At 70.6% G+C, this 18,137-nt stretch carries 21 protein-coding genes; 8 read left to right on the top strand and 13 right to left on the bottom strand.

What is annotated here, in order from left to right:
• The first annotated feature begins 73 nt into the window (after window positions 1-73).
• Window positions 74-625, top strand: a complete 552-nt coding sequence (locus tag HNR67_RS17030; RefSeq protein ID WP_185003246.1) for a hypothetical protein — start codon at window positions 74-76, stop codon at window positions 623-625.
• Here HNR67_RS17030 and HNR67_RS17025 read toward each other — a convergent pair.
• From HNR67_RS17025 to infC, 5 genes are all read right to left on the bottom strand, one after another.
• Window positions 618-1,121, bottom strand: a complete 504-nt coding sequence (locus tag HNR67_RS17025) for a hypothetical protein (RefSeq protein WP_185003244.1) — start codon at window positions 1,119-1,121, stop codon at window positions 618-620. The genes HNR67_RS17030 and HNR67_RS17025 overlap by 8 nt on opposite strands.
• Window positions 1,122-1,255: 134 nt before the next feature.
• Window positions 1,256-2,122, bottom strand: a complete 867-nt coding sequence (locus HNR67_RS17020) for a TrmH family RNA methyltransferase (protein ID WP_185010749.1) — start codon at window positions 2,120-2,122, stop codon at window positions 1,256-1,258.
• Window positions 2,119-2,499 (bottom strand): 50S ribosomal protein L20, encoded by a 381-nt coding sequence (rplT, locus tag HNR67_RS17015; RefSeq protein ID WP_185003242.1) that lies wholly within the window; start codon window positions 2,497-2,499, stop codon window positions 2,119-2,121. The genes HNR67_RS17020 and rplT overlap by 4 nt, the downstream gene beginning before the upstream one ends.
• 74 nt (window positions 2,500-2,573) lie before the next feature.
• Window positions 2,574-2,768 carry a 50S ribosomal protein L35 gene (rpmI, locus tag HNR67_RS17010; RefSeq protein ID WP_185003240.1) on the bottom strand — a complete coding sequence of 65 codons (195 nt, stop codon included), beginning with the start codon at window positions 2,766-2,768 and terminating at the stop codon, window positions 2,574-2,576.
• A gap of 122 nt (window positions 2,769-2,890) precedes the next feature.
• Window positions 2,891-3,538 (bottom strand): translation initiation factor IF-3, encoded by a 648-nt coding sequence (gene infC, locus HNR67_RS17005; RefSeq protein WP_185003239.1) that lies wholly within the window; start codon window positions 3,536-3,538, stop codon window positions 2,891-2,893.
• Window positions 3,539-3,735: 197 nt separating this feature from the next.
• Here infC and HNR67_RS17000 point away from each other — a divergent pair, with 197 nt between their 5' ends.
• Window positions 3,736-4,089, top strand: a complete 354-nt coding sequence (locus tag HNR67_RS17000; RefSeq protein WP_185003237.1) for a DUF1844 domain-containing protein — start codon at window positions 3,736-3,738, stop codon at window positions 4,087-4,089.
• Here HNR67_RS17000 and HNR67_RS16995 read toward each other — a convergent pair.
• The 7 genes from HNR67_RS16995 to HNR67_RS16965 form a co-directional block, all read right to left on the bottom strand.
• Window positions 4,083-4,631 (bottom strand): Uma2 family endonuclease, encoded by a 549-nt coding sequence (locus HNR67_RS16995; protein ID WP_221489934.1) that lies wholly within the window; start codon window positions 4,629-4,631, stop codon window positions 4,083-4,085. The two genes, HNR67_RS17000 and HNR67_RS16995, sit on opposite strands and share 7 nt — an antisense overlap.
• Window positions 4,632-4,753: 122 nt before the next feature.
• Entirely contained in the window at window positions 4,754-5,338 is a 585-nt protein-coding gene (locus tag HNR67_RS16990; protein ID WP_221489933.1) for a Uma2 family endonuclease, read from the bottom strand.
• Complete coding sequence (locus HNR67_RS16985; protein ID WP_185003235.1) at window positions 5,328-5,951, bottom strand: hypothetical protein; 624 nt, start codon at window positions 5,949-5,951, stop codon at window positions 5,328-5,330. The genes HNR67_RS16990 and HNR67_RS16985 overlap by 11 nt, the downstream gene beginning before the upstream one ends.
• 39 nt (window positions 5,952-5,990) lie before the next feature.
• Window positions 5,991-6,257: a hypothetical protein gene (locus HNR67_RS16980; protein WP_185003233.1), complete on the bottom strand. Its 267-nt coding sequence runs from the start codon at window positions 6,255-6,257 to the stop codon at window positions 5,991-5,993.
• A 163-nt stretch (window positions 6,258-6,420) separates the two neighbouring features.
• Entirely contained in the window at window positions 6,421-6,807 is a 387-nt protein-coding gene (locus tag HNR67_RS16975) for a RidA family protein (RefSeq protein WP_185003232.1), read from the bottom strand.
• 48 nt (window positions 6,808-6,855) lie between these two features.
• Entirely contained in the window at window positions 6,856-7,608 is a 753-nt protein-coding gene (locus HNR67_RS16970) for an IclR family transcriptional regulator (protein ID WP_185003230.1), read from the bottom strand.
• Window positions 7,605-8,591, bottom strand: a complete 987-nt coding sequence (locus tag HNR67_RS16965; protein WP_281403394.1) for a sugar kinase — start codon at window positions 8,589-8,591, stop codon at window positions 7,605-7,607. Before HNR67_RS16965 ends, HNR67_RS16970 begins: the two co-directional genes overlap by 4 nt.
• Window positions 8,592-8,714: 123 nt before the next feature.
• Between HNR67_RS16965 and HNR67_RS16960 the strand changes: the two genes are divergently transcribed.
• The 6 genes from HNR67_RS16960 to HNR67_RS16935 all read left to right on the top strand — a co-directional run bounded on the left by HNR67_RS16960 (window position 8,715) and on the right by HNR67_RS16935 (window position 16,430).
• Complete coding sequence (locus HNR67_RS16960; RefSeq protein ID WP_185003228.1) at window positions 8,715-10,022, top strand: alanine racemase; 1,308 nt, start codon at window positions 8,715-8,717, stop codon at window positions 10,020-10,022.
• Between the two features lie 20 nt (window positions 10,023-10,042).
• Window positions 10,043-11,647, top strand: a complete 1,605-nt coding sequence (locus HNR67_RS16955) for an N-acyl-D-amino-acid deacylase family protein (protein ID WP_185003226.1) — start codon at window positions 10,043-10,045, stop codon at window positions 11,645-11,647.
• A 26-nt stretch (window positions 11,648-11,673) separates the two neighbouring features.
• The gene (locus HNR67_RS16950; RefSeq protein WP_185003224.1) at window positions 11,674-13,074 is read left to right on the top strand and encodes a GntP family permease; all 1,401 of its coding nucleotides are present in this window, start codon (window positions 11,674-11,676) and stop codon (window positions 13,072-13,074) included.
• Between the two features lie 54 nt (window positions 13,075-13,128).
• Window positions 13,129-13,800: a lipoprotein gene (locus tag HNR67_RS16945; protein ID WP_185003223.1), complete on the top strand. Its 672-nt coding sequence runs from the start codon at window positions 13,129-13,131 to the stop codon at window positions 13,798-13,800.
• Between the two features lie 84 nt (window positions 13,801-13,884).
• Complete coding sequence (locus HNR67_RS16940; RefSeq protein WP_185003221.1) at window positions 13,885-15,282, top strand: hypothetical protein; 1,398 nt, start codon at window positions 13,885-13,887, stop codon at window positions 15,280-15,282.
• Between the two features lie 134 nt (window positions 15,283-15,416).
• Entirely contained in the window at window positions 15,417-16,430 is a 1,014-nt protein-coding gene (locus tag HNR67_RS16935) for an alpha/beta hydrolase (protein WP_185003219.1), read from the top strand.
• On the opposite strand, the gene mdoH is transcribed toward HNR67_RS16935, so the two are convergent.
• A complete protein-coding gene (mdoH, locus tag HNR67_RS16930; protein ID WP_185003218.1) occupies window positions 16,363-18,066 on the bottom strand; it encodes a glucans biosynthesis glucosyltransferase MdoH in 1,704 nt (567 codons plus the stop codon). The genes HNR67_RS16935 and mdoH overlap by 68 nt on opposite strands.
• Window positions 18,067-18,137: the final 71 nt, after the last annotated feature.

Here is an 18,137-nt window from a genome sequence, read left to right as displayed (position 1 = left end):
CCGAATGCACCAATCCGGAATTCATGATCACGGCCTACCCTGAATTCAGCGAATTCCGCAGAGGGGGCCGCACATGAGACGTTTCCTCAACCTGGCCATGGCCGTCGCCCTGGCACTCACCGCGCTCACCGCGGCGCCCGCCCCGACCGCGCGGGCCGCCGAGGACTGGCGTTGCGCCCAACGGAGTTTCAGCACGCCGCCACCGGTCACCGGGGGCACCGGCTGGGGCCACGGCTTCATCGGCAAAAGTGCCAGCGGCACCCCGGTGCACTACTGGCTGATGGAAAAGATCCACGTCGGCACCAGCAGCGTCGAATACCGGTTCGACTCCGCCTTCCAGCTCATCTGCAGCACCTTCGTCAACCCGATCCCGTCGACCCTGACCCCGGTGGTCTCCGACGGCCAGCCGGCCTGCACCTCGCCAGGGAACTACGCCGAGATCGTCGACGGCAAGATCGTGGAACGCCAGCTGATCGGCGCCAAGACCAGCGTCACCAAGTACATGCTCGGCACCCAGCCGTACTGGGTCACGCACAACTACCGGTACTGGCACAGCATGCGCCAGGACAGTCCAGGCGTGTGGCGGTGGCACGCCAGCTCGGTGGCCCGCTGCTCGCTCACCTAGGCGCGACCAGGCACGGGTTGAACAGCTCGCGGACGTAGATGCGCGCGCCGGAGCGCAGGTGGATGAGATAGTCCTTGCCCACACAAGGTTCCAGCCCGGATCGCGGCGGCCAGTGCGCGGTGAACCGGCCAAGCGCCTCCCGTCCGGCGGCCAGCCGATTGCCGGTGAGATGCCGCCCCAGCGGCCGCTGTCCCGGCGGGATCAACGCGTCCGCCTCCTGCCGCGGCAACAGCACCAGGTTGATGCTGACCACCTGCTCGGTCGGGGTGAGCAGCCTGCTGTGCCGGTGCACGTACCCGCCACCGCGCGCGGTGCGCAGCATCTCCCGCAGCGGCGCGGGCACCGAGTTCGCGGTGTGCGTCTCCTGCCGGTCCACTACCGCGGTCAGCGGCGCGCGGAGCAGGGCTTCCAGCAGTGCGGTGGTCGAGCCGTCGGCGGCGAGCAGCATCCGGGTGGTGGCGGGCAGGTCGGACAGGTCGCCGAGGGGCACCGGCATCGGGACAGCCTCCAGTCGGGGGCAGGGTTTCCCGTTTCATACTCCCGAAAACACCGGGCTCGAACAGTGACCGGCGGCGCAGAACTACCGATCGGCGGCAAACGATCGCCCAGCGGTTCCCGGCGTACGCCCGGCTACCGGGCGGCGCGGCGCTGGGCGCGGGCGCTGGCGTAGAGGCAGACCGCGGCGGCGGTGGCCAGGTTGAGGCTCTCCGCGGCGCCGTGGATGGGCACCTTGAGCACGGAGTCGGCGGCGGCCAGCACCTCGGCTGGCACGCCGTGCGCCTCGCTGCCGAACAGCCAGGCGGTGGGGGTGGCCAGTTCGCCGCGGTCGTCGGCGGCGTCCAGGTCGGCGTCGGTGTTGCCGTCGGCGGCGACCAGGCGCAGGCCCGCCTCCGCGCATGCCTGGAGAACCGTTGTGGTGTCCCGGGATCGGGCGATGGGCAGGTGGAAGACACTGCCGGTGGAGGCACGCACGCACTTGCCGTTGTGCACGTCCACGGTGTCGCCCGCGAAGATCACCGCGTCCGCGCCGGCCGCGTCGGCGACCCGGACCACGGTGCCCGCGTTGCCGGGGTCGGCGATGCCGACGAGCACCGCGACCAGCTTCGGGCTACCGGCCAGTGCGTCGGCCAAGGACACCTCGACCTGGTCGCAGACGGCGATGACGCCCTGCGGGGTGACCGTTTCGGACAGGCCCTCGGCGGCCCGGTCGGTGATCTCGCTGATCCGGATCCGGGCGGCGCCCGCGGCGTGCAGGAGGTCCTGGTTGCGGCCGGCCGCGACCTCGGTGACGAACAGCTCGTGCACCTGGCCACGTCCGGCGGCCGCCCAGGCCAGTGCCTCGCGCACGGCCTGCGCGCCCTCGGCGAGGAACCGGTCGGCCCGGTCCCTGCCCTGGCGGCGGGTCAGCTGGCGAGCAGCAGCGACCCGGGGCGTCCGTTCGGTCAGGACGGCCCCGGGCCGGGTGCTGCTGGTGCTGTTCGCCTGCTGGCGGCTCAGGAGGCCGGCGCGTTCCGGTCGGCGGGCAGAGCCTCGCGCGCGACCACGACGAGCGCCTCGAAGGCCGCCGCGTCGCTGACGGCCAGTTCGGCCAGGATCTTGCGGTCCACCTCGACCCCAGCCAGGTTCAGGCCCTGGATGAAGCGGTTGTAGGTGATCCCGTTCGCGCGGGCGGCCGCGTTGATGCGGGTGATCCAGAGCTTGCGGAAGTCACCCTTGCGGGCACGGCGGTCCCGGTAGGCGTAGTTGAGCGAGTGGAGCACCTGCTCCTTCGCCTTGCGGTACATCCGCGAGCGCTGGCCGCGGTAGCCGCTGGCCTGCTCCAGAATCGTACGGCGCTTCTTCTGGGCGTTCACTGCCCGCTTGACGCGTGCCACGGGTACATCCTGTCAATCAAGTGAGACCGGAGTGGGTCGGTCTCAGGTGGAAAAGTCGGTCTGGGGTGGCCAGCTCAGAGGCCGAGCAGGCGCTTGAGGCGCGGAGCGTCGTTCTTGGAGACGACCTCGGCACCCTCAAGGCGACGGGTCAGCGTGGAGCTCTTGCGCTCCAGCTTGTGGCGGCGACCCGTCTTCTCCCGCATCAGCTTGCCGCTGCCGGTCACCTTGATGCGCTTCGAGGTCCCTTTGTGGGTCTTCTGCTTGGGCATGTCCGTCCTCGTTCGGGGTGCTTGCGCTGCCACAGGGGCGGCGCGGGGTCAGCCGGTTCCCACCGGGGAACCGGCCCGCGGCACGGGCGAGGGTGCCCGCACTGCTCGCAGTACGCGGGGAGTTACTCCGCCGCCACGTCCTGCTCGGTCTCCGCGTCCTTGGTGGCGGTACGCGGCTTCACGTTCTTGTGCGGAGCCAGAACCATGATCATGTTCCGGCCGTCCTGCTTGGGGCTGGACTCAACGACACCCAGATCGGCGACGTCCTCCGCGAGGCGCTGCAGCAGGCGGTAGCCCAGCTCGGGCCGGGACTGCTCACGACCACGGAACATGATGGTCACCTTGACCTTGTGTCCCTGGTTGAGGAAGCGGACGATGTGTCCCTTCTTCGTGTCGTAATCGTGAGAGTCGATCTTCGGCCGGAGCTTCTGCTCCTTGATGACCGTCATCTGCTGGTTGCGACGGGACTCGCGGGCCTTCTGCGCGCTCTCGTACTTGAACTTGCCGTAGTCCATGAGCTTGCAGACCGGCGGTCGTGCCTGTGGGGCGACCTCGACGAGGTCGAGGTCCGCTTCCTCGGCAAGTCGCAGCGCGTCCTCGATGCGGACGATGCCGACCTGCTCACCCGCGGGTCCGACCAGACGGACCTCGGGCACCCGGATGCGGTCGTTGATGCGTGTTTCGGAGCTGATGGGGCCTCCTCGGTTTGGCGGTAGCTCTCGCGCACCGCGACAGGAAGAACCCCGACATAACGACAGGCCCCGGCGCATTGTTCCGCGCGGGGCCCGCCCATCTCCGATCTCGCGATCACCCGCCGTCACCGGCGAGGATCGCGCACGGGTAGTCTGACCTGGGTCGACTACCTGACCGGACCCGGACACCTCAAGCGGTGACTCGGGTGGGAGCGGGGCTCCACTTGCCGCCCCCACGTGCGCAGGGGCTGGTCGCTCGTGGAATCGTACCAGGGGTGAGCACGTCCCACCCAATCGAGGGCCCCGACCCCATCCGCGACCTCTCCGACGTCCCCAGCATCGAGGTCATCAGCCGCGCCGCCGTGATGCTGATGTCCGCCGCCGCCGAGAAACTCGGCCTGGCCGACCCCGACCCAGCCGAAAGCGACCGGCTCGACCTGGACGAGGCGCGCCGGCTGATCACCGCGCTGGCCGGGTTGATCACGGCGTCGGTGGAGTACCTGGGGGTGCACGCGGCGCCGCTGCGGGATGGGCTGCAGGCGTTGCAGAAGGCGTTCCGGGAGGCTTCGGTGGTGCCGGATGAGCCGGGGCAGGGGCCGGGGGAGAAGTACACGGGGCCGGTTTACTGACGCAGGGCGTCCAGATCCAGGGCGATCGGGAACGGAACCGGGCGATCCAGGGTGCCGCGGAAGATGCCGGCCGGAGCGTAGGCGCCGGTCGGCCCGTCCAGCGCGTACACGTGCACGACCGGAGCCGAACCTTCCTTGTCGACGATCCAGTAGTGCGGAATGCCCGCCTCGGCGTACTTGCGTAGCTTGACCGTCCGATCCCGGTGCGCTGACTCCGGCAACACGACCTCGACCACCAGCCGCACATCCGCCGGTGCGAACCAGGTGAGTTCGGGGTCGAACGGCGCGGTGTTCACGACGATGTCGGCTTCCGGGCGGTTGCGCAGGTCCAGCCGGATGGTCATTCCGCTGTCGGCCTCGATGCCGGGCGGTGCCTGTGCGGCGAGGGCCTCCCGGAGTTCGGAGATCATCCGACTGTGCCAGATGGTCTGGGGCACCAGGCGGAACACCAGGACCCCGTCGATCAGTTCGGTGTGCGCTGGCGCCTCGGGGAGATTGTCGAGGTCGTCCGCGTACCAGCCCTCGGCACGTGGCAGACGCATCCAGTCAGGCAGGGTGTTCAGGTCGTCGAGGTCCAACTTTTCCCGCTCCAGTCTTAATCCCAGCCAGCTTTTTGCCACCCAGCGGCGAAATGGCAGCACCACCTGTATTTCATCCGGTCGAGCTACGCGAGCAGTTCCTCCAGGTCCACGACGATCGGGAAGGGCACCGGTCGCTCCAGAGTGCCGCAGAAGCTGCCGACCGGGACGTAGGCGCCGGTCTGCCTGTCCAGCTCGTACGCGTGCACGACCGGCGCCGAACCTTCCTTGTCCACGATCCAGTAGTGCGGGATCCCAGCCTCCGCGTACTTGCGCAGCTTGACCGTGCGATCCCGGTGCGCTGACTCCGGCAACACGACCTCGACCACCAGCAGCACATCCGTCGGCCGGAACCAGGTGCGGTCGGGATCCGGCGGTGTCGCGTGCACGAGGATGTCGGCTTCCGGTCGGTTGTGCCGGTCCACCCGGATGGTCATGCCGTGAACGGCCGTGATGCCGGGCGGCGCCTGGGTCGCGAGGGCGAGCGTGAGTCCGGAGACCACCGCGCTGTGCCAGACCGTCTGGGGCACCAGACGGAACACCAGCGCCCCGTCGATCAGTTCGAGGTGCTTGGGCGCGTCCGGCAGGTGGTCCAGGTCGTCGGCGTGCCAGCCCTCGGCGCGCGGTGGGTACATCCACTCCGGCAGCTCGGCCAAGTCCTCAGCGTTCACTCTTCCCCGTCTCCAGTCGCAACCCCAGCCGCCGCAACTCCGCCCGCGCAAGCAACTCAACCGCCTCCCGATCCCCCGACCGCCACGCCCCCACCAGATCCACCCCCGGCTTCGCCAGCGTGTGCAACGGCAGATTCGCCAACCCCCGCAACGCCAGCAGATCCACCTGCGCCTCCCCCAGCCGCGTCAGCCGCCGGGCCGCCGTCGCCTGCCGGACGAACCTCATCCGCAACGGCAGCCACGACACCAACAGCAGCGACACCGGCACCAGAACCAGCAGCACGCTCAGCCACAGCGCGGTCGAATCCACCGCGGACATCTGCTTGTTCCCCGCGTCCACCAGCCGATCGGCCACCGCCGAGCCCCGGCCCAGTGCCGCCGCCAGCTCATCGCCCACCAACGGCAACCGCCCGGCCTGAGCCGCGGCCGAGGCGGACAGCTCGCGGAGCGAACCGCCCGCCTCGACCAGCTCGACGCCGGGCGCTCGTAGTTTGCTGACCAGGTCGTAGAGATCCAGGGCCAGCCAGATGCTGACTGCGATGATCAACAGGGCGCCGAGGTCGGCCAGCAGTTGGGCCGTGCGGCGGGACTGGTGGTCGGCGTAGAGCTTCACCCCCTCCTTGTATCCCGGATCGGGATCAGTCGGACAGGGTCACCAGTCGGCGCGCTCGCAGGCTTCGTAGGCGTGTCTGCGGAAGATGCCGCTGTCGTCCAGCAGATCGACGCAGAGTTCGTAGCGGCCGCGTTCGCCGTACTCGCAGGCGAGGTCGTGCTCATCGTCAATGCCGTGGTAGCGCAGATTGAGGTAGCGGTAGCAGTCGTAGCTGTCCGCACTGGCGGGGGCGGCGAGGGCCACCGATCCGCCGAGGGCGAGGACAAGGGCGGTCAGGAACCCGGCGACGCGGGATCGCTGTGCCATGACGTGAACCTCCAGAGCTGGTGGAACGCCTGCTCTCCCAACCAAACCCAGTTCCGCCGGGGACTCAATCCCGCGCCACTCCACCAGGGGACGGATATCACGCGTTGGTAACGGACGCGGTATCCCTTGGAGCAGTGGCGCGAGGTTCAGTCACCGTCGGTGATCAGTCCCCGAGGACGGCCAGCGCGTCGATCTCCACCAGCAGGCCGGCGGGCAGGCCGACGTAGACGGTGGTGCGGCCGGAGAACGGGCCGGAGTTGATGATCTCGTTGTAGACCGCGTTCATCTCGCCGAAGTGGCCGGTGTCGGTGAGGAACACCCGGAACATCACCACGTCGTCGAAGCTCGCGCCGCCGGCCTCCAGCACCGCGGCCACGTTCTTCAGCGTCTGCCGGGTCTGCTCGGCCACGGTGTCGCCGACGATCGCGCCGGTGGCCGGGTCGAACGCGACCTGGCCCGCGACCTGGAGGATGTTGCCCTTGCGGACCCCCTGGGAGAAGTTGGCCACCGGGGTGGGCGCGTTCGCGGTGCGGATCTCGGTCTTGGCCATCGCCGTGCTTACCTCTTCTGCTCGTGTCTGCCGGGAATTTCAGGTGGATCAGGTGTTCTCGGGCCGCCAGCCGCAGGCCACGGAGGCGGTCCTGGCCGCGGCGCGCAGCTCGGGCAGCAGCGCCATCAGGCCCTCGTAGTCAAGCAACATCTTCGGCACCGACATCGATACCGCGGCCAGCACCTCGCCGCGGGCGCCCAGGATCGGCGCGCCGATGCAGTGGATGAAGTCCTCGTGCTCGGAGCGGTCCACCGCGTAGCCCTGGGCCCTGACCTTGCGCAGTTCGGCCTGGTACGCGGTGGCATCGGTGATGGTGTTCGCGGTGAGCCGGGGAAAACTCATGCCCTCCACGATCCGGCGCTGCTCCCGCTCGGGCAGCGCGGACAGCAGCAGCTTGGCCACCGCGGTGCAGTGCAGCGGCGCGCTCTTGCCGACCCTGGAGTACATCCGGACCTGGTGGCGGCTGTCGTACTTGTCGATGTAGATCACCTCGCCGCCCTCGTAACTGGCCAGGTGCACGGTGTGCCCGGTGCTCGCGTTCAGCTCGCGCAGCGCGGGCTCGACGGTGCGCCGCACATCGCGTTCCTCCAGCGCGCGGTTGGCCAGGTCGAACAGCGTGGTGCCCAGCCGGTAGTGCCGGACGTCCTCGCGCTGCACGAACCGGCGCGCCTCCAGGGTGCGCAGCAGGCGCAGCGCGGTGGACTTGTGCACGTCCAGCACGGCGGCCAGCTCGTCCAGGGTGCGGTGCCCGCCGGCCAGTTCGGTGAGGATGGTCAGCGCGCGGTCCAGGCTCTGGCTCATGCTCGCGTCCCGGCGCTGAAGTGGGTGTTCGCCCAGGTCTCGTCGTCGGCGGCGAGCAGCCGCTCGACCAGCTCGGCGGCCACCGGCTCGCCCACGTCGTCGCGGGTGAGCAGCGAGCCGACCGCGCAGAGATGCCCGCGCCGCAACCGGGTCACCGGATCCTCACCGTCCAAAGTGGAGGACAGGAAGCCCGCGGCGAAGGCGTCGCCGGCGCCGACCGGTTCGACCACGTCGACCTTGAGCGCGGGCTGGAACCAGCTCTGCCCGTTCTCCACCATGGTCGCGCCGTGCTCGGCCTGCTTGACCACCAGCGTGCGTGGTTCGGGCAGGAGTTCGCGCAGGGCGAGGGGATCGCCGATCCCCCACAGCGCCTCGGCCTCGTCCGAGCCGACCAGCACGATGTCGGCCTTGTTGGCCAGTTCGGCCAGTACCGCGGTGTCCTTGTTGCGCCACAACGCCGGGCGCCAGTTGAGGTCGAAGGAGACCAGCCGGTCGCCGCGCCACGGGTCCAGGATCGCGGTCACCAGGGCCAGGCAGCTCTCCGAGAGCGCGGCGGTGATGCCGGAGAGGTGGATCAGCGCGGTGCGGTCCAGGCCGAGGCCCTCGAGTAACTCCGGGCCCATGCCGGAGGCGGCTGAGCCGCGCCGGAAGTAGCGCACGGTGCTGCCGTTGGCGTCGGCCTCCTTGACGTAGAGCCCGGTCGGCCGGTGCTCGTCGCGGGCCACGTCGGCGACGTCCACGCCGAAGGAGGTCAGCCGGTCCAGGATGGCCCGGCCGAAGGCGTCCCGGCCGAGCGCGCTGACCCAGCGGCTGTGCCAGCCGAACCGGGCCAGGTGACAGGCCACATTGGACTCGGCGCCGCCCACCGTCCTGGTCCAGGAGGTGACCTCGTGCGTCGGTCCCGGTTCCGCGGGCACGAACAGGGCCATCGACTCGCCGAGGCACACCACATCGGCCGCCCCGCGATCAACGGGGGGTTTCAGCTCATCCACTCAGGTTCCCTCCGGCCCGGCCAACGTTGACGACCAGCTCAGCGGAATGCTACACAGCCACGCATCACATAGCGCAATCCAAGTTGCATAATTCGCAACGAAAGGTGGACAGCCGTGGAACCGGCTCGTCTGGACGAGGACGCGGTGGCCGCGATCGGCGCCGAACGCATCGACTGGCGGTTCAAGGGCCTGCCGGACGCGCTGGCGGGCAAGACGCTCGCCGAGGCCGCGGCCGCCCGCCCCAACCTGTTCCGGGACGGCTTCCTGCCGCCGCTCGTGGTGATCGACGAGGAAGCCCTCGAGCACAACCTGCGCACCATGGCCGACTGGGTGGCCGGGCAGGGCCTGCTGCTCGCCCCGCACGGCAAAACCCCGATGGCGCCGCAGTTCTACCAGCGCCAGCTGGCCGCGGGCGCCTGGGCGATCACCGCGGCCAACGCCAGCCAGCTCCGGGTCTACCGGGCCTTCGGGGTCAGCCGGATCCTGCTGGCCAACCAGTTCGTGGACCCGGCCGCGCTGGCCTGGCTGACCGAGCAGGTCAACAGCGACCCCGGCTTCGAGTTCCTCTGCTGGGCCGACACGGTCCGCGGCGTCGAGCTGATGACCGAGGGCCTGGCCGGCCTGACCCGCCCGATCGAGGTGCTGGTGGAGCTGGGCGCGCCCGGCGGCCGCACCGGCGCCAGGGACCGGGCCGCCGCGCGCGCGGTGGCCGAGGCGATCCACGCCAGCCCGGTGCTGCGGCTGGCCGGGGCCGGCGGCTACGAGGGCGCGGTGGCGCACGGCGACGTCGACACCGCCTCGGCCACCGTGCGCGGCTACCTACGCGATATGTGCGGACTGCTCGCCGAACTGCACTCGGACGGATTGTTCGCCGAGGCCGAGCGGGTGGTGCTGACCGCGGGCGGCAGCGCCTGGCCGGATCTGGTCGCCGAGGCGTTCACCGGGTTCGCGCCGACCTGGACCGGCCCGGAGCTGCTCGCGGTGCTGCGCAGCGGCGCGTACCTCACCCACGACGACGGCATCTACCGCGGCATCACCCCATTCGGCCCCGGTGCCAGGCTCGCCGGGACCACCGCGCTCAGGCCCGCGCTGCACGGCTGGGCCCAGGTCACCTCCAAGCCGGAGCCGCTGCTGGCCCTGCTCACTTCGGGCAAACGGGACTTTTCCTTCGACGAGGGTCTGCCCGAGCCGCAACTCCGCCGCCGAGGTCAGGAAAACACCGAGTTGACGGGTGCGACCATCACCAAGCTCAACGACCAGCACGCGTTCCTGGAACTCCGGGCGGAAGACCAGGTGCAGGTCGGTGACTGGGTACGGCTGGGTCTGTCCCACCCGTGCACGGTTTTCGACAAGTGGCAACTGCTGCCCGTGGTAGCGGCCGATGGCGAGACCGTAATCGACTTCGTGCGCACCTACTTCTGATCTGAGAGGACGGCTCCGCCATGGCCGAACTGGTCTACCGCGGCGCGTTACTGGTGGACGGCACCGGCGGGCACCCCCGCCTGGCCGACGTTTCCGTCGCCGAGGGCCGGATCGCCGAGATCGGCGATCCCGGCACCCTGGGCGGCCGCAAGGTCGTCGCCGCCGACGGCCTGGTGCTCACCCCCGGCTTCATCGACATGCACTCGCACTCCGACCTGCAGATCCTGGCCAAGCCCGACCACGAGGCCAAGGTCTGCCAGGGCGTCACCATGGAGGTCCTCGGCCAGGACGGGCTCTCCTACGCCCCCGTCGACGACGCGGTGCTCGGCCAGCTCCGCCAGCAGCTGGCCGGGTGGAACGACGACCCGGCCGGGTTCGACTGGAACTGGCGCAGCGTCGGGGAGTACCTGGACCGCCTGGACACCGGGATCGCGGTCAACGCGGCCTACCTGGTGCCGCAGGGCACGCTGCGGATGCTGTGCGTGGGCTGGGACGACCGCCCGGCCACCGCGGCCGAGCTGGACCGGATGAAGACGGTGCTGGCCGAGGGGCTCGCGCAGGGCGCGGTGGGCATGTCCTCCGGGCTCACCTACACCCCCGGCATGTACGCCGGCACCGAGGAACTCGTGGACCTGTGCGAGGTGGTCGGGCAGCACGGCGGCTACTACAGCCCGCACCACCGCAGCTACGGCGCGGGCGCGGTCGAGGCGTACGCGGAGATGATCGACGTCTCGGTCCGCTCCGGCTGCCCGCTGCACCTGGCGCACGCCACGATGAACTTCCCGGTCAACAAGGGCCGCGCTGGCGAGCTGCTCTCCATGGTGGACAACGCCATCGCGGACGGCTGCGACATCACCCTGGACACCTACCCCTACCTGCCCGGCGCGACCTACCTGTCCGCGCTGCTGCCCAGCTGGGCCACGGCGGGCGGGCTGGACGCCGCACTGGCCCGACTGTCCGATGTGGACACCCGGGAGCGGATCAGGGTGGAGCTGGAGGAGATCGGCTCCGACGGCTGTCACGGCGTGCCGGTGGACTGGTCCACCATCGAGATCAACGGCGTGCGCAAGCCGGACCTGCACGGCCACCTGGTCGGGCTCTCGGTGCGGGACAGCGCGGCCAAGGCCGGGATCGCCCCGTCCGAGCTGTACTTCGACACCCTGCTGGCCGAATCCCTCGGCACCTCCTGCCTGATGCACGTGGGGCACGAGGAGAACGTGCAGGAGATCATGCGGCACCCGGCGCACACCGTGGGCAGCGACGGCCTGCTGGTCGGCGACCGCCCGCACCCGCGCGCCTGGGGCACCTTCCCGCGCTACCTGGCCCGCTACGTCCGCGACCTCGGCGTGCTGGGGCTGGCCGACTGCGTATCGCACATGACCGGCCGGGCCGCCCGGCGGCTGCGGCTGACCGACCGCGGCCTGGTCCGTGAGGGCTACGCGGCGGACCTGGTGCTCTTCGACGCCGCGGCGGTGCGCGACACCGCCACCTTCGAGTCGCCGCGGACCCGCCCGGAGGGCATCCTGCATGTCGTGGTCAACGGGGTCCCGGTGATCGACGACGGCACGCACACCGGCGCTCTCGCCGGTCGTTCCGTGCGCAACACACCAACCGGCACCTGTTAGTTCCATCCGCCACTGGGGAGAACCCTTTGCTCACCTGGCTGCAAACGTCGACACCAGGACTGCTGCTGCTGTCCGCGGTCGGCATCGCCGTGCTGCTCACCATGATCATCAAGTTCAAGGTGGAGCCGTTCATCGCCCTGCTGATCGCGGGCGTGCTGGTCGCGCTCGCGGCCGGGGTGTCGATCGAGAGGCTGGTCGGCTCGGCGCAGGCCGCCAAGGAGTCGCTGATCGAGACCGGGTTCGGCGGCGTGCTCGGGCACGTCGCCGCGATCATCGGCCTGGGCACGCTGCTCGGCGCGATCCTGGAGGCATCCGGCGGGGCCGAGGTGCTCACCCGGAAGCTGCTCGGGCTCTTCGGCGAGAACCGCGCGCCGCTGGCCATGGGCCTGGCCGGGTTGATCTTCGGCATCCCGGTGTTCTTCGACATCGGCATCTTCGTGCTCGCCCCGCTGGTCTACGTGGCGGCCAAGCGCAGCGGCAAGTCCATCGTGCTCTACGCGATGCCGCTGCTGGCCGGTCTGTCCGTGATGCACGCCTTCCTGCCACCGCACCCCGGCCCGGTCGCACTGGCCGGACTGCTCAAGGTGGACCTGGGCTGGCTGATCATCATGGGTCTGGCCTGCGCGATCCCGGCCTGGCTGATCGGTGGCGTGATCTACTCCAGCTGGATCGGCAAGCGGATCAACATCCCGGTGGCCGAGGAGCTGGTGGCCGCGGGCGCGGCGTTCGCGGACAAGAACAAGGACCGCCGCGAACCCTCGCTCGCCCTGGTCTGCTTCATCATCGGCCTGCCACTGGTGCTGATCCTGGGCGCCACCTTCGGCAGCGTGCTGCTGCCCAAGGGCAACCAGGTGCTCAACGTGCTCACCTTCTTCGGCAACCCGGCGATCGCACTGACCATCGCGCTGCTGCTGGCGCTGTGGCTGCTGGGCACCAGGCGTGGCATGACCGGCAAGGAGATCGGTGACATGACCGGGGCCGCGCTGCGCCCGGTCGGCATGATCCTGCTGGTGATCGGCGCGGGCGGGTTCTTCGGCGCGGTGCTCTCGGCAACCGGCGTCGGCAAGGCCCTCGCGGGCACGCTCTCCGACGCGGGGCTGCCGTTCATCGTGCTGTCCTACGTGATCGCCTGCGGGCTGCGGATCGCCCAGGGCTCGGCCACGGTAGCCATCGTCACCACCGCCGGGATCGTGGCGCCGCTGCTCAAGGACGCCGGGTACTCCCAGCCGCAGCTCGCGCTGATCGGCGCGGCCATCGCGGCCGGGTCCATCATCGCCTCACACGTCAACGACGGCGGGTTCTGGATCGTCTCCAAGTACTTCGGCATCCCGACCAAGGAGACGCTGCAGACCTGGACCGTGCTGGAGACCATCCTGTCCCTGGTCGGCTTCGGGGTGGCCGCGATTCTGAGTGTGCTCATCGGTTGATCCCGGGTTAGGGTCACCCTCGGCAAGCACCATTTGACCTGGGGGAACCTGATCATGAACGTGCGTTTCAGCGCGTCCGCGTCCGCCGCCCTGCTCGCTCTGCTGCTCACTGGCTGTAGCGGGCAGGGCGCCGGCACGGGCGCCCCGACCTCCTCGGCCGGCACCTCGGCCGCGACCTCCTCGGCCGCCGCCCCTACTTCCGCGGTCGCCAAACCGGGTGAACCCTGGTTCGACGATGTGAAGGTGGCCGAGTCCGGCGGCAAGGTCTCCTCGGCCTGCCAGCTGCCGGTCGATTTCGAGGTCGGCAAGCTCTGGGTGGCCAAGACCGTGGCCGAGTCCACCTCCACCGTGATGGGCAAGCAGGGCGACTTCCTGGTGGCCTGCGAGGTCGACGCCAAGCCGGCCGGCAACCTCGGCTTCCTCCGGGTCTGGACCAGCAAGTCCACCCTGGACGCGAGCAAGGCCCTGGAGAACTTCATGACCGGGGAGAAGAAGGCCACCAAGCCGGAGATCCGCACCACCGCGGCGGGCCCGCTGGCCGCGGCCGAGGTCAGCTACAAGCTGCCCGACCCGATCAACGGCGGTGAGCGGTTCCAGCGCGCGCTGGCCGTGTCCACGCCCAAGGGCGCGGTGATCCTGCACCTCGGCGGCATCGACACCGACGAGCACAAGCAGATGCTGGCCGCCTACGTGCTGGCCAGGTCCTCGCTGACGGCGAAGGGCTGATCGGGAACCCGAAGGTCAGGGCACCCCAAAGTTTCCGATTCCGCTCTTCCGGTGGCCGCCGGGGGTGACGCTAGCGTGCTGCGTATGACCCCCGGGGCCGCCACCCTCCGCATCGCCGACCCGGACCGGCGGCCCAGGCAACTCGGTCCCCGGGTCATCACCGCGGTGGTACTGGCCAGCATCGCCGGGCTGATCGGCCTGATCGGCCCGGAAGCCCGGCACCTGACCGACCTGTCCACCCGGCCCGCGCTGGAGCTGCACTTCAGCCAGCTGGTGACCACGGTGGCCGGGGTGATCGGCATCGCCGCCGGGCTCTGCCTGATCCGGCGCTGGCCCTGGCTGCTGCTGGCCGGGGTGCTGGCCGGACTGCCGGCCGCGGTGGTGCGGATCTGGCCGACCCTGCTGCACGAGACCAGCTGGCCGGACCGGTACGCCGCCGACCAGGTCGGGCTGATCGACACCCTCACCGCCAGCGGCACCATGGGCGGCTCACTGCTGATCGCGGGCATCCTGGGCGCGGCCCAGCACCTGGCCCGCTCCGGCGCGCGGGCCCCGGCGGCCGCGGTGGTCTCGGCGATGATCGGCGCGGAGCTGTTCAGCCGGATCCTGTTCGGCCGCCCGGCCCCGGTGCCCGGCCCGCCGCCGCCGGACGGCGCGGTGGCGCTGCTGACCGCGCTCGGCCTGATCGGCGCGGTGCTCGCGGTGCTCGCGGTGACCACCGGGCGGCTCAGCGAGCCCGCCGAGTACCCGATGGACCGCCGGATGCTCAAACTCGGCCTCTACGCCAGCCCGCTTCCGTTGCTGCCCAAGCTGATCAGCGCGTTCTTCCCGGCAGGGCCGAAGTCCATGACCGAGGTCGGTGTGGCCGCCACCATCACCCTGGTGGCCACCATCGCGGTGGGCGTGGCCGCCGGGATCGGCGTGCTGGGCATCGCGATCCTGGTCACCGCGGCCTCGCTGGCCTCCAGCGCGCCACTGGTCGCGGCCTACTACGCGATGACCATGGCGGCCACCCCGATCCTGCCGATCGCGGCCACCGGACTGGTGCTGGGCATCGCGGCGGCCACCGTGCGCCGCAGGCTGTTCAGCGGCGCGGTGGTCTGCCTGACGCTGGCCACCGCCACCGTGCTCGCGCACGAACTGGCAGGCGGCAGCGTGCGTGCCCTGCTCACCGCGGCCGAACGGCTGCCGGCCGGGCTGATCATGATCCTGGTGATCGTCGCGGTGATCCTGGCCGCCGGTGCGGTGGCCCCGCTGCTGGCCGACCGGGGCGCGCTGCCGCTGGCGCTTGGCCCGCTGTTCACCGGGCTCGCGCTGGCCGGGCAGGAACTCATGTACTTCAGCGGGATGAACAGCTCCGGCTCCACCGTGCTCGGTTTCCTCTACGGCCCGCAGCCCATCGTGCTGGCGGGCGTGCTGATGGGCCTGGCCGGATTCCTGTTGCTGCACCGGGGAATCGTGGAGCAGCGCCGCGCGGGCTGAGCCGCCGGACGCGAAATGATCACATCGTGGTGTCGGACCGGGTCAGCACCCGTTCGGCCGAATCCAGCCCTCCGGTGAACCCTCGACCATGACTGCGCTGAAGCTGTTTCCGTTTGTCGAGACACGGAGGTCCCATGCGTCAACGGTCGGTCGTGACCCGCCTACTGGGTCTGGTTGTCACCGTCCTGCTGGCCCAGCTCCTCGTCCCCTCAACCGCGTCCGCCACTCCCGATCCGGTCTGTCAGCCCATCGACCAGAGCGTCACCGTGCTGCTCACCCAGCACCACATGCGCGGCACGCTGTGCACCCCGGCCGGCGCCACCAAGGTGCTGGTGATGGTGCCCGGCGGCACCTACAACCACGCCTACTGGGACTTCCCGTACCAGGAGGGCACCTACAACTTCCGCAAGGCGATGAACGCCGCCGGGTACGCCACCGCGGTGGTGGACCGGCTGGGCAGCGGGGACAGCTCGCGGCCGCCGAGCATCCTGGTCACCGCGCTGATGCAGGCCCAGGCCGTGCACAAGGTGATCCAGACGCTGCGCGGTTCCTTCGCCAAGGTCGTCCTCATCGGACACTCGATCGGCTCGGCGATCTCGGTGCTGGAGGCAGGCACGCACCGGGACGTGGACGGCGTGGTGCTCACCGGCATGACGCACCAGCCGAACCTGGTCAACCTGGCCACCGCGCTCACCGAGATCCACCCGGCCATGCTCGACCCGCAGCTCTCCGGCGGCGGCTACGACCCGACCTACCTGACCAGCAAACCCGGCAAGCGCGGCGTGCTCTTCCACGATCCCGGGGTGGTCGATCCCGGCATGCTGGCGGTGGACGAGCAGACCAAGGACGTGCTCAGCGCGCTGGAGACGGCCGACTCGCTCGGTGTCGGCATCATCCCGCCGTACTCGGCGCTGATCAACGCGCCGGTGCTGCTGGCCGTCGGCAGCTCGGACAAGCTGTTCTGCGGCACCGGCGCCACCAACTGCACCAGCGCGACCACCGTGCTCAACACGGAAAGCGCTTACTACACCCACGCCCCCAACGTCTCGGCCTACGTCGCGACCGGGGTGGGCCACGACCTCAACCTGCACCCTTCGGCGCCGCAGCTCCAGCAGGCGGTGCTGACCTGGTTGAGCACGCACGTCTGACCCGGTAACCCCGACGAAGCACGGCGGCCCGGCGCACCACCTGGCCGGGCCGCCGCTCCAATTCGGTGCCCAGCAACAGGGTCCGCCCGCTGCGCCGCCCGGTCACCGCGGACAACCCGGCCGCGCCCAGCCACGCGGCCAGCACCGGCACCAGCCACCCGGTCAGCACCGCCGGGTACACCACGCACAGCCCGGCGACCCCGGCCCCCGTGCCCAGCTCCACCCGGTGGAACCACAGCAGGCGGCGGAACGGGATCGGCGCCCCGTCCCGGTCCGGCTGCGGCCACCCGGTGTCCCGCCCGGCCAGCAACTCGACGATGAACCTGGTGTGCAGCAACACCAGCACCGGCCACACCAGCACCGAGGCCACCAGCTCGGTCAGCGCGCCCACCAGCAACCGCCCCGCGGGCCAGCTCCCCCGCCGCCGGGTCAGCAGCACGCCCAGCACCCCGAGCAACCGCATGGTCAGCCACACCGCGACAACACCGAGCACCAGCGCGCTGGTCCGCGGCGGCGCGGCGAACAGATGCGCGGCCACGAACAGCAGCCACAGCGGCGCGGCCAGGTACTGCAGCACCCCCCGCGCCAGATGCAACCGGCTGGTGAACGTCAGCCCAGCCCAGCCGATCACCCGCAGGTGCTGCAGATTTCCCTGGCACCACCGGCGATCCCGCCGCGCGTAGGCCACCATCGTCGGCGGCGCGGCCTCGTAGCTGCCACCCAGTTCCGGCGCCGACCACACCTCCCAGCCCGCCCGCCGCAACAGCGCCGCCTCCACGAAGTCGTGGCTGAGGATCTCGCCGCCGAACGGCGCCCCGCCCGGCAACTCCGGCAACCGGCAGTGCGCCCGGAACGGCGCGATCCGGATGATCGCGTTGTGCCCGTGGTAGTTCGCGTTCCCGCGCTGCCAGACCCGGTTGCCCCAGGCGGAGATCGGCCCGTACACCGCGGCCGCGAACTGCTGCAGCCGCGCGAACACCGTCCGCCCACCCACCGGCGTGCCCGGCACCTCGATCAGTCCGGCCGCGGGGTTGGCCTCCATCAGCCCGACCAGCTGCCGCAGGGTCGCCCCGGACATCACGCTGTCCGCGTCCAGCACCACCAGGTAGTCGTAGTCATCGCCCCACACCGCGCAGAACTCGTGCACGTTGGCCGCCTTGCGCCCAGGCCCACCCCGCACCCGGTACCGCACCCAGTCCCGAACCTGTTGCCAGGCCTGCCGTTCCGCCGCGAGCTGGGCGGGCTCCCGCGAGTTGCTGATCACGAAGAAGTCCGCGGCCAGCTCCCCCGCCGCCGATTCGGCCACCGCCCGCAGATTCCCGAACACCAGCCCCGGCTCCTCATCGCACACCGGGAACAACACCGCCGTCCGACTCCCCGGCCCCGGCCCACCCCGAGCGGGCGCGAGTGCTGAGGGCGGCCGCCCCCGCAGCAACGCGCAGAACCCCAGCACCCCGGTGACCACGAACAACGACACGTTCAGGCACAACACCAGGAACACCGAGGCCAGCCCCACCCGAAGTCCACTGTGGACACTCGGCCCGAGCTGCCACCAGAACACCCCGGTCCCCGCCAGCGCCAGCACCAGCGCCGCCGCGGGCACACTCCCCCTGGCCCGCGCCGCACGGCGGATCACCGGGACAGGACGCGAACGTGCCGGAGCGGCGGGCAGCCCAAGGATCATGACCACCATCGTCGGACGGCCGC

It is taken from the genome of Crossiella cryophila, assembly GCF_014204915.1.
GTDB classification, from domain to species: domain Bacteria; phylum Actinomycetota; class Actinomycetes; order Mycobacteriales; family Pseudonocardiaceae; genus Crossiella; species Crossiella cryophila.
The sequence above is the reverse complement of the archived record's forward strand: the minus strand, read 5'-3'. Positions and strand labels throughout refer to the sequence as shown.

What these genes read in the sequence shown, in the direction of transcription:
- HNR67_RS16945 (WP_185003223.1), top strand. Translation starts at nt 13,129, where the DNA reads ATGAACGTGCGTTTCAGCGCGTCCGCGTCCGCCGCCCTGCTCGCTCTG.
- HNR67_RS16980 (WP_185003233.1), bottom strand. Translation starts at nt 6,257, where the DNA reads ATGGCACAGCGATCCCGCGTCGCCGGGTTCCTGACCGCCCTTGTCCTC.
- HNR67_RS16975 (WP_185003232.1), bottom strand. Translation starts at nt 6,807, where the DNA reads ATGGCCAAGACCGAGATCCGCACCGCGAACGCGCCCACCCCGGTGGCC.
- HNR67_RS17030 (WP_185003246.1), top strand. Translation starts at nt 74, where the DNA reads ATGAGACGTTTCCTCAACCTGGCCATGGCCGTCGCCCTGGCACTCACC.
- HNR67_RS17025 (WP_185003244.1), bottom strand. Translation starts at nt 1,121, where the DNA reads ATGCCGGTGCCCCTCGGCGACCTGTCCGACCTGCCCGCCACCACCCGG.
- rpmI (WP_185003240.1), bottom strand. Translation starts at nt 2,768, where the DNA reads ATGCCCAAGCAGAAGACCCACAAAGGGACCTCGAAGCGCATCAAGGTG.
- HNR67_RS16970 (WP_185003230.1), bottom strand. Translation starts at nt 7,608, where the DNA reads ATGAGCCAGAGCCTGGACCGCGCGCTGACCATCCTCACCGAACTGGCC.
- HNR67_RS16940 (WP_185003221.1), top strand. Translation starts at nt 13,885, where the DNA reads ATGACCCCCGGGGCCGCCACCCTCCGCATCGCCGACCCGGACCGGCGG.
- HNR67_RS16995 (WP_221489934.1), bottom strand. Translation starts at nt 4,631, where the DNA reads ATGCGTCTGCCACGTGCCGAGGGCTGGTACGCGGACGACCTCGACAAT.
- HNR67_RS16935 (WP_185003219.1), top strand. Translation starts at nt 15,417, where the DNA reads ATGCGTCAACGGTCGGTCGTGACCCGCCTACTGGGTCTGGTTGTCACC.
- HNR67_RS16955 (WP_185003226.1), top strand. Translation starts at nt 10,043, where the DNA reads ATGGCCGAACTGGTCTACCGCGGCGCGTTACTGGTGGACGGCACCGGC.
- infC (WP_185003239.1), bottom strand. Translation starts at nt 3,538, where the DNA reads ATGCGCCGGGGCCTGTCGTTATGTCGGGGTTCTTCCTGTCGCGGTGCG.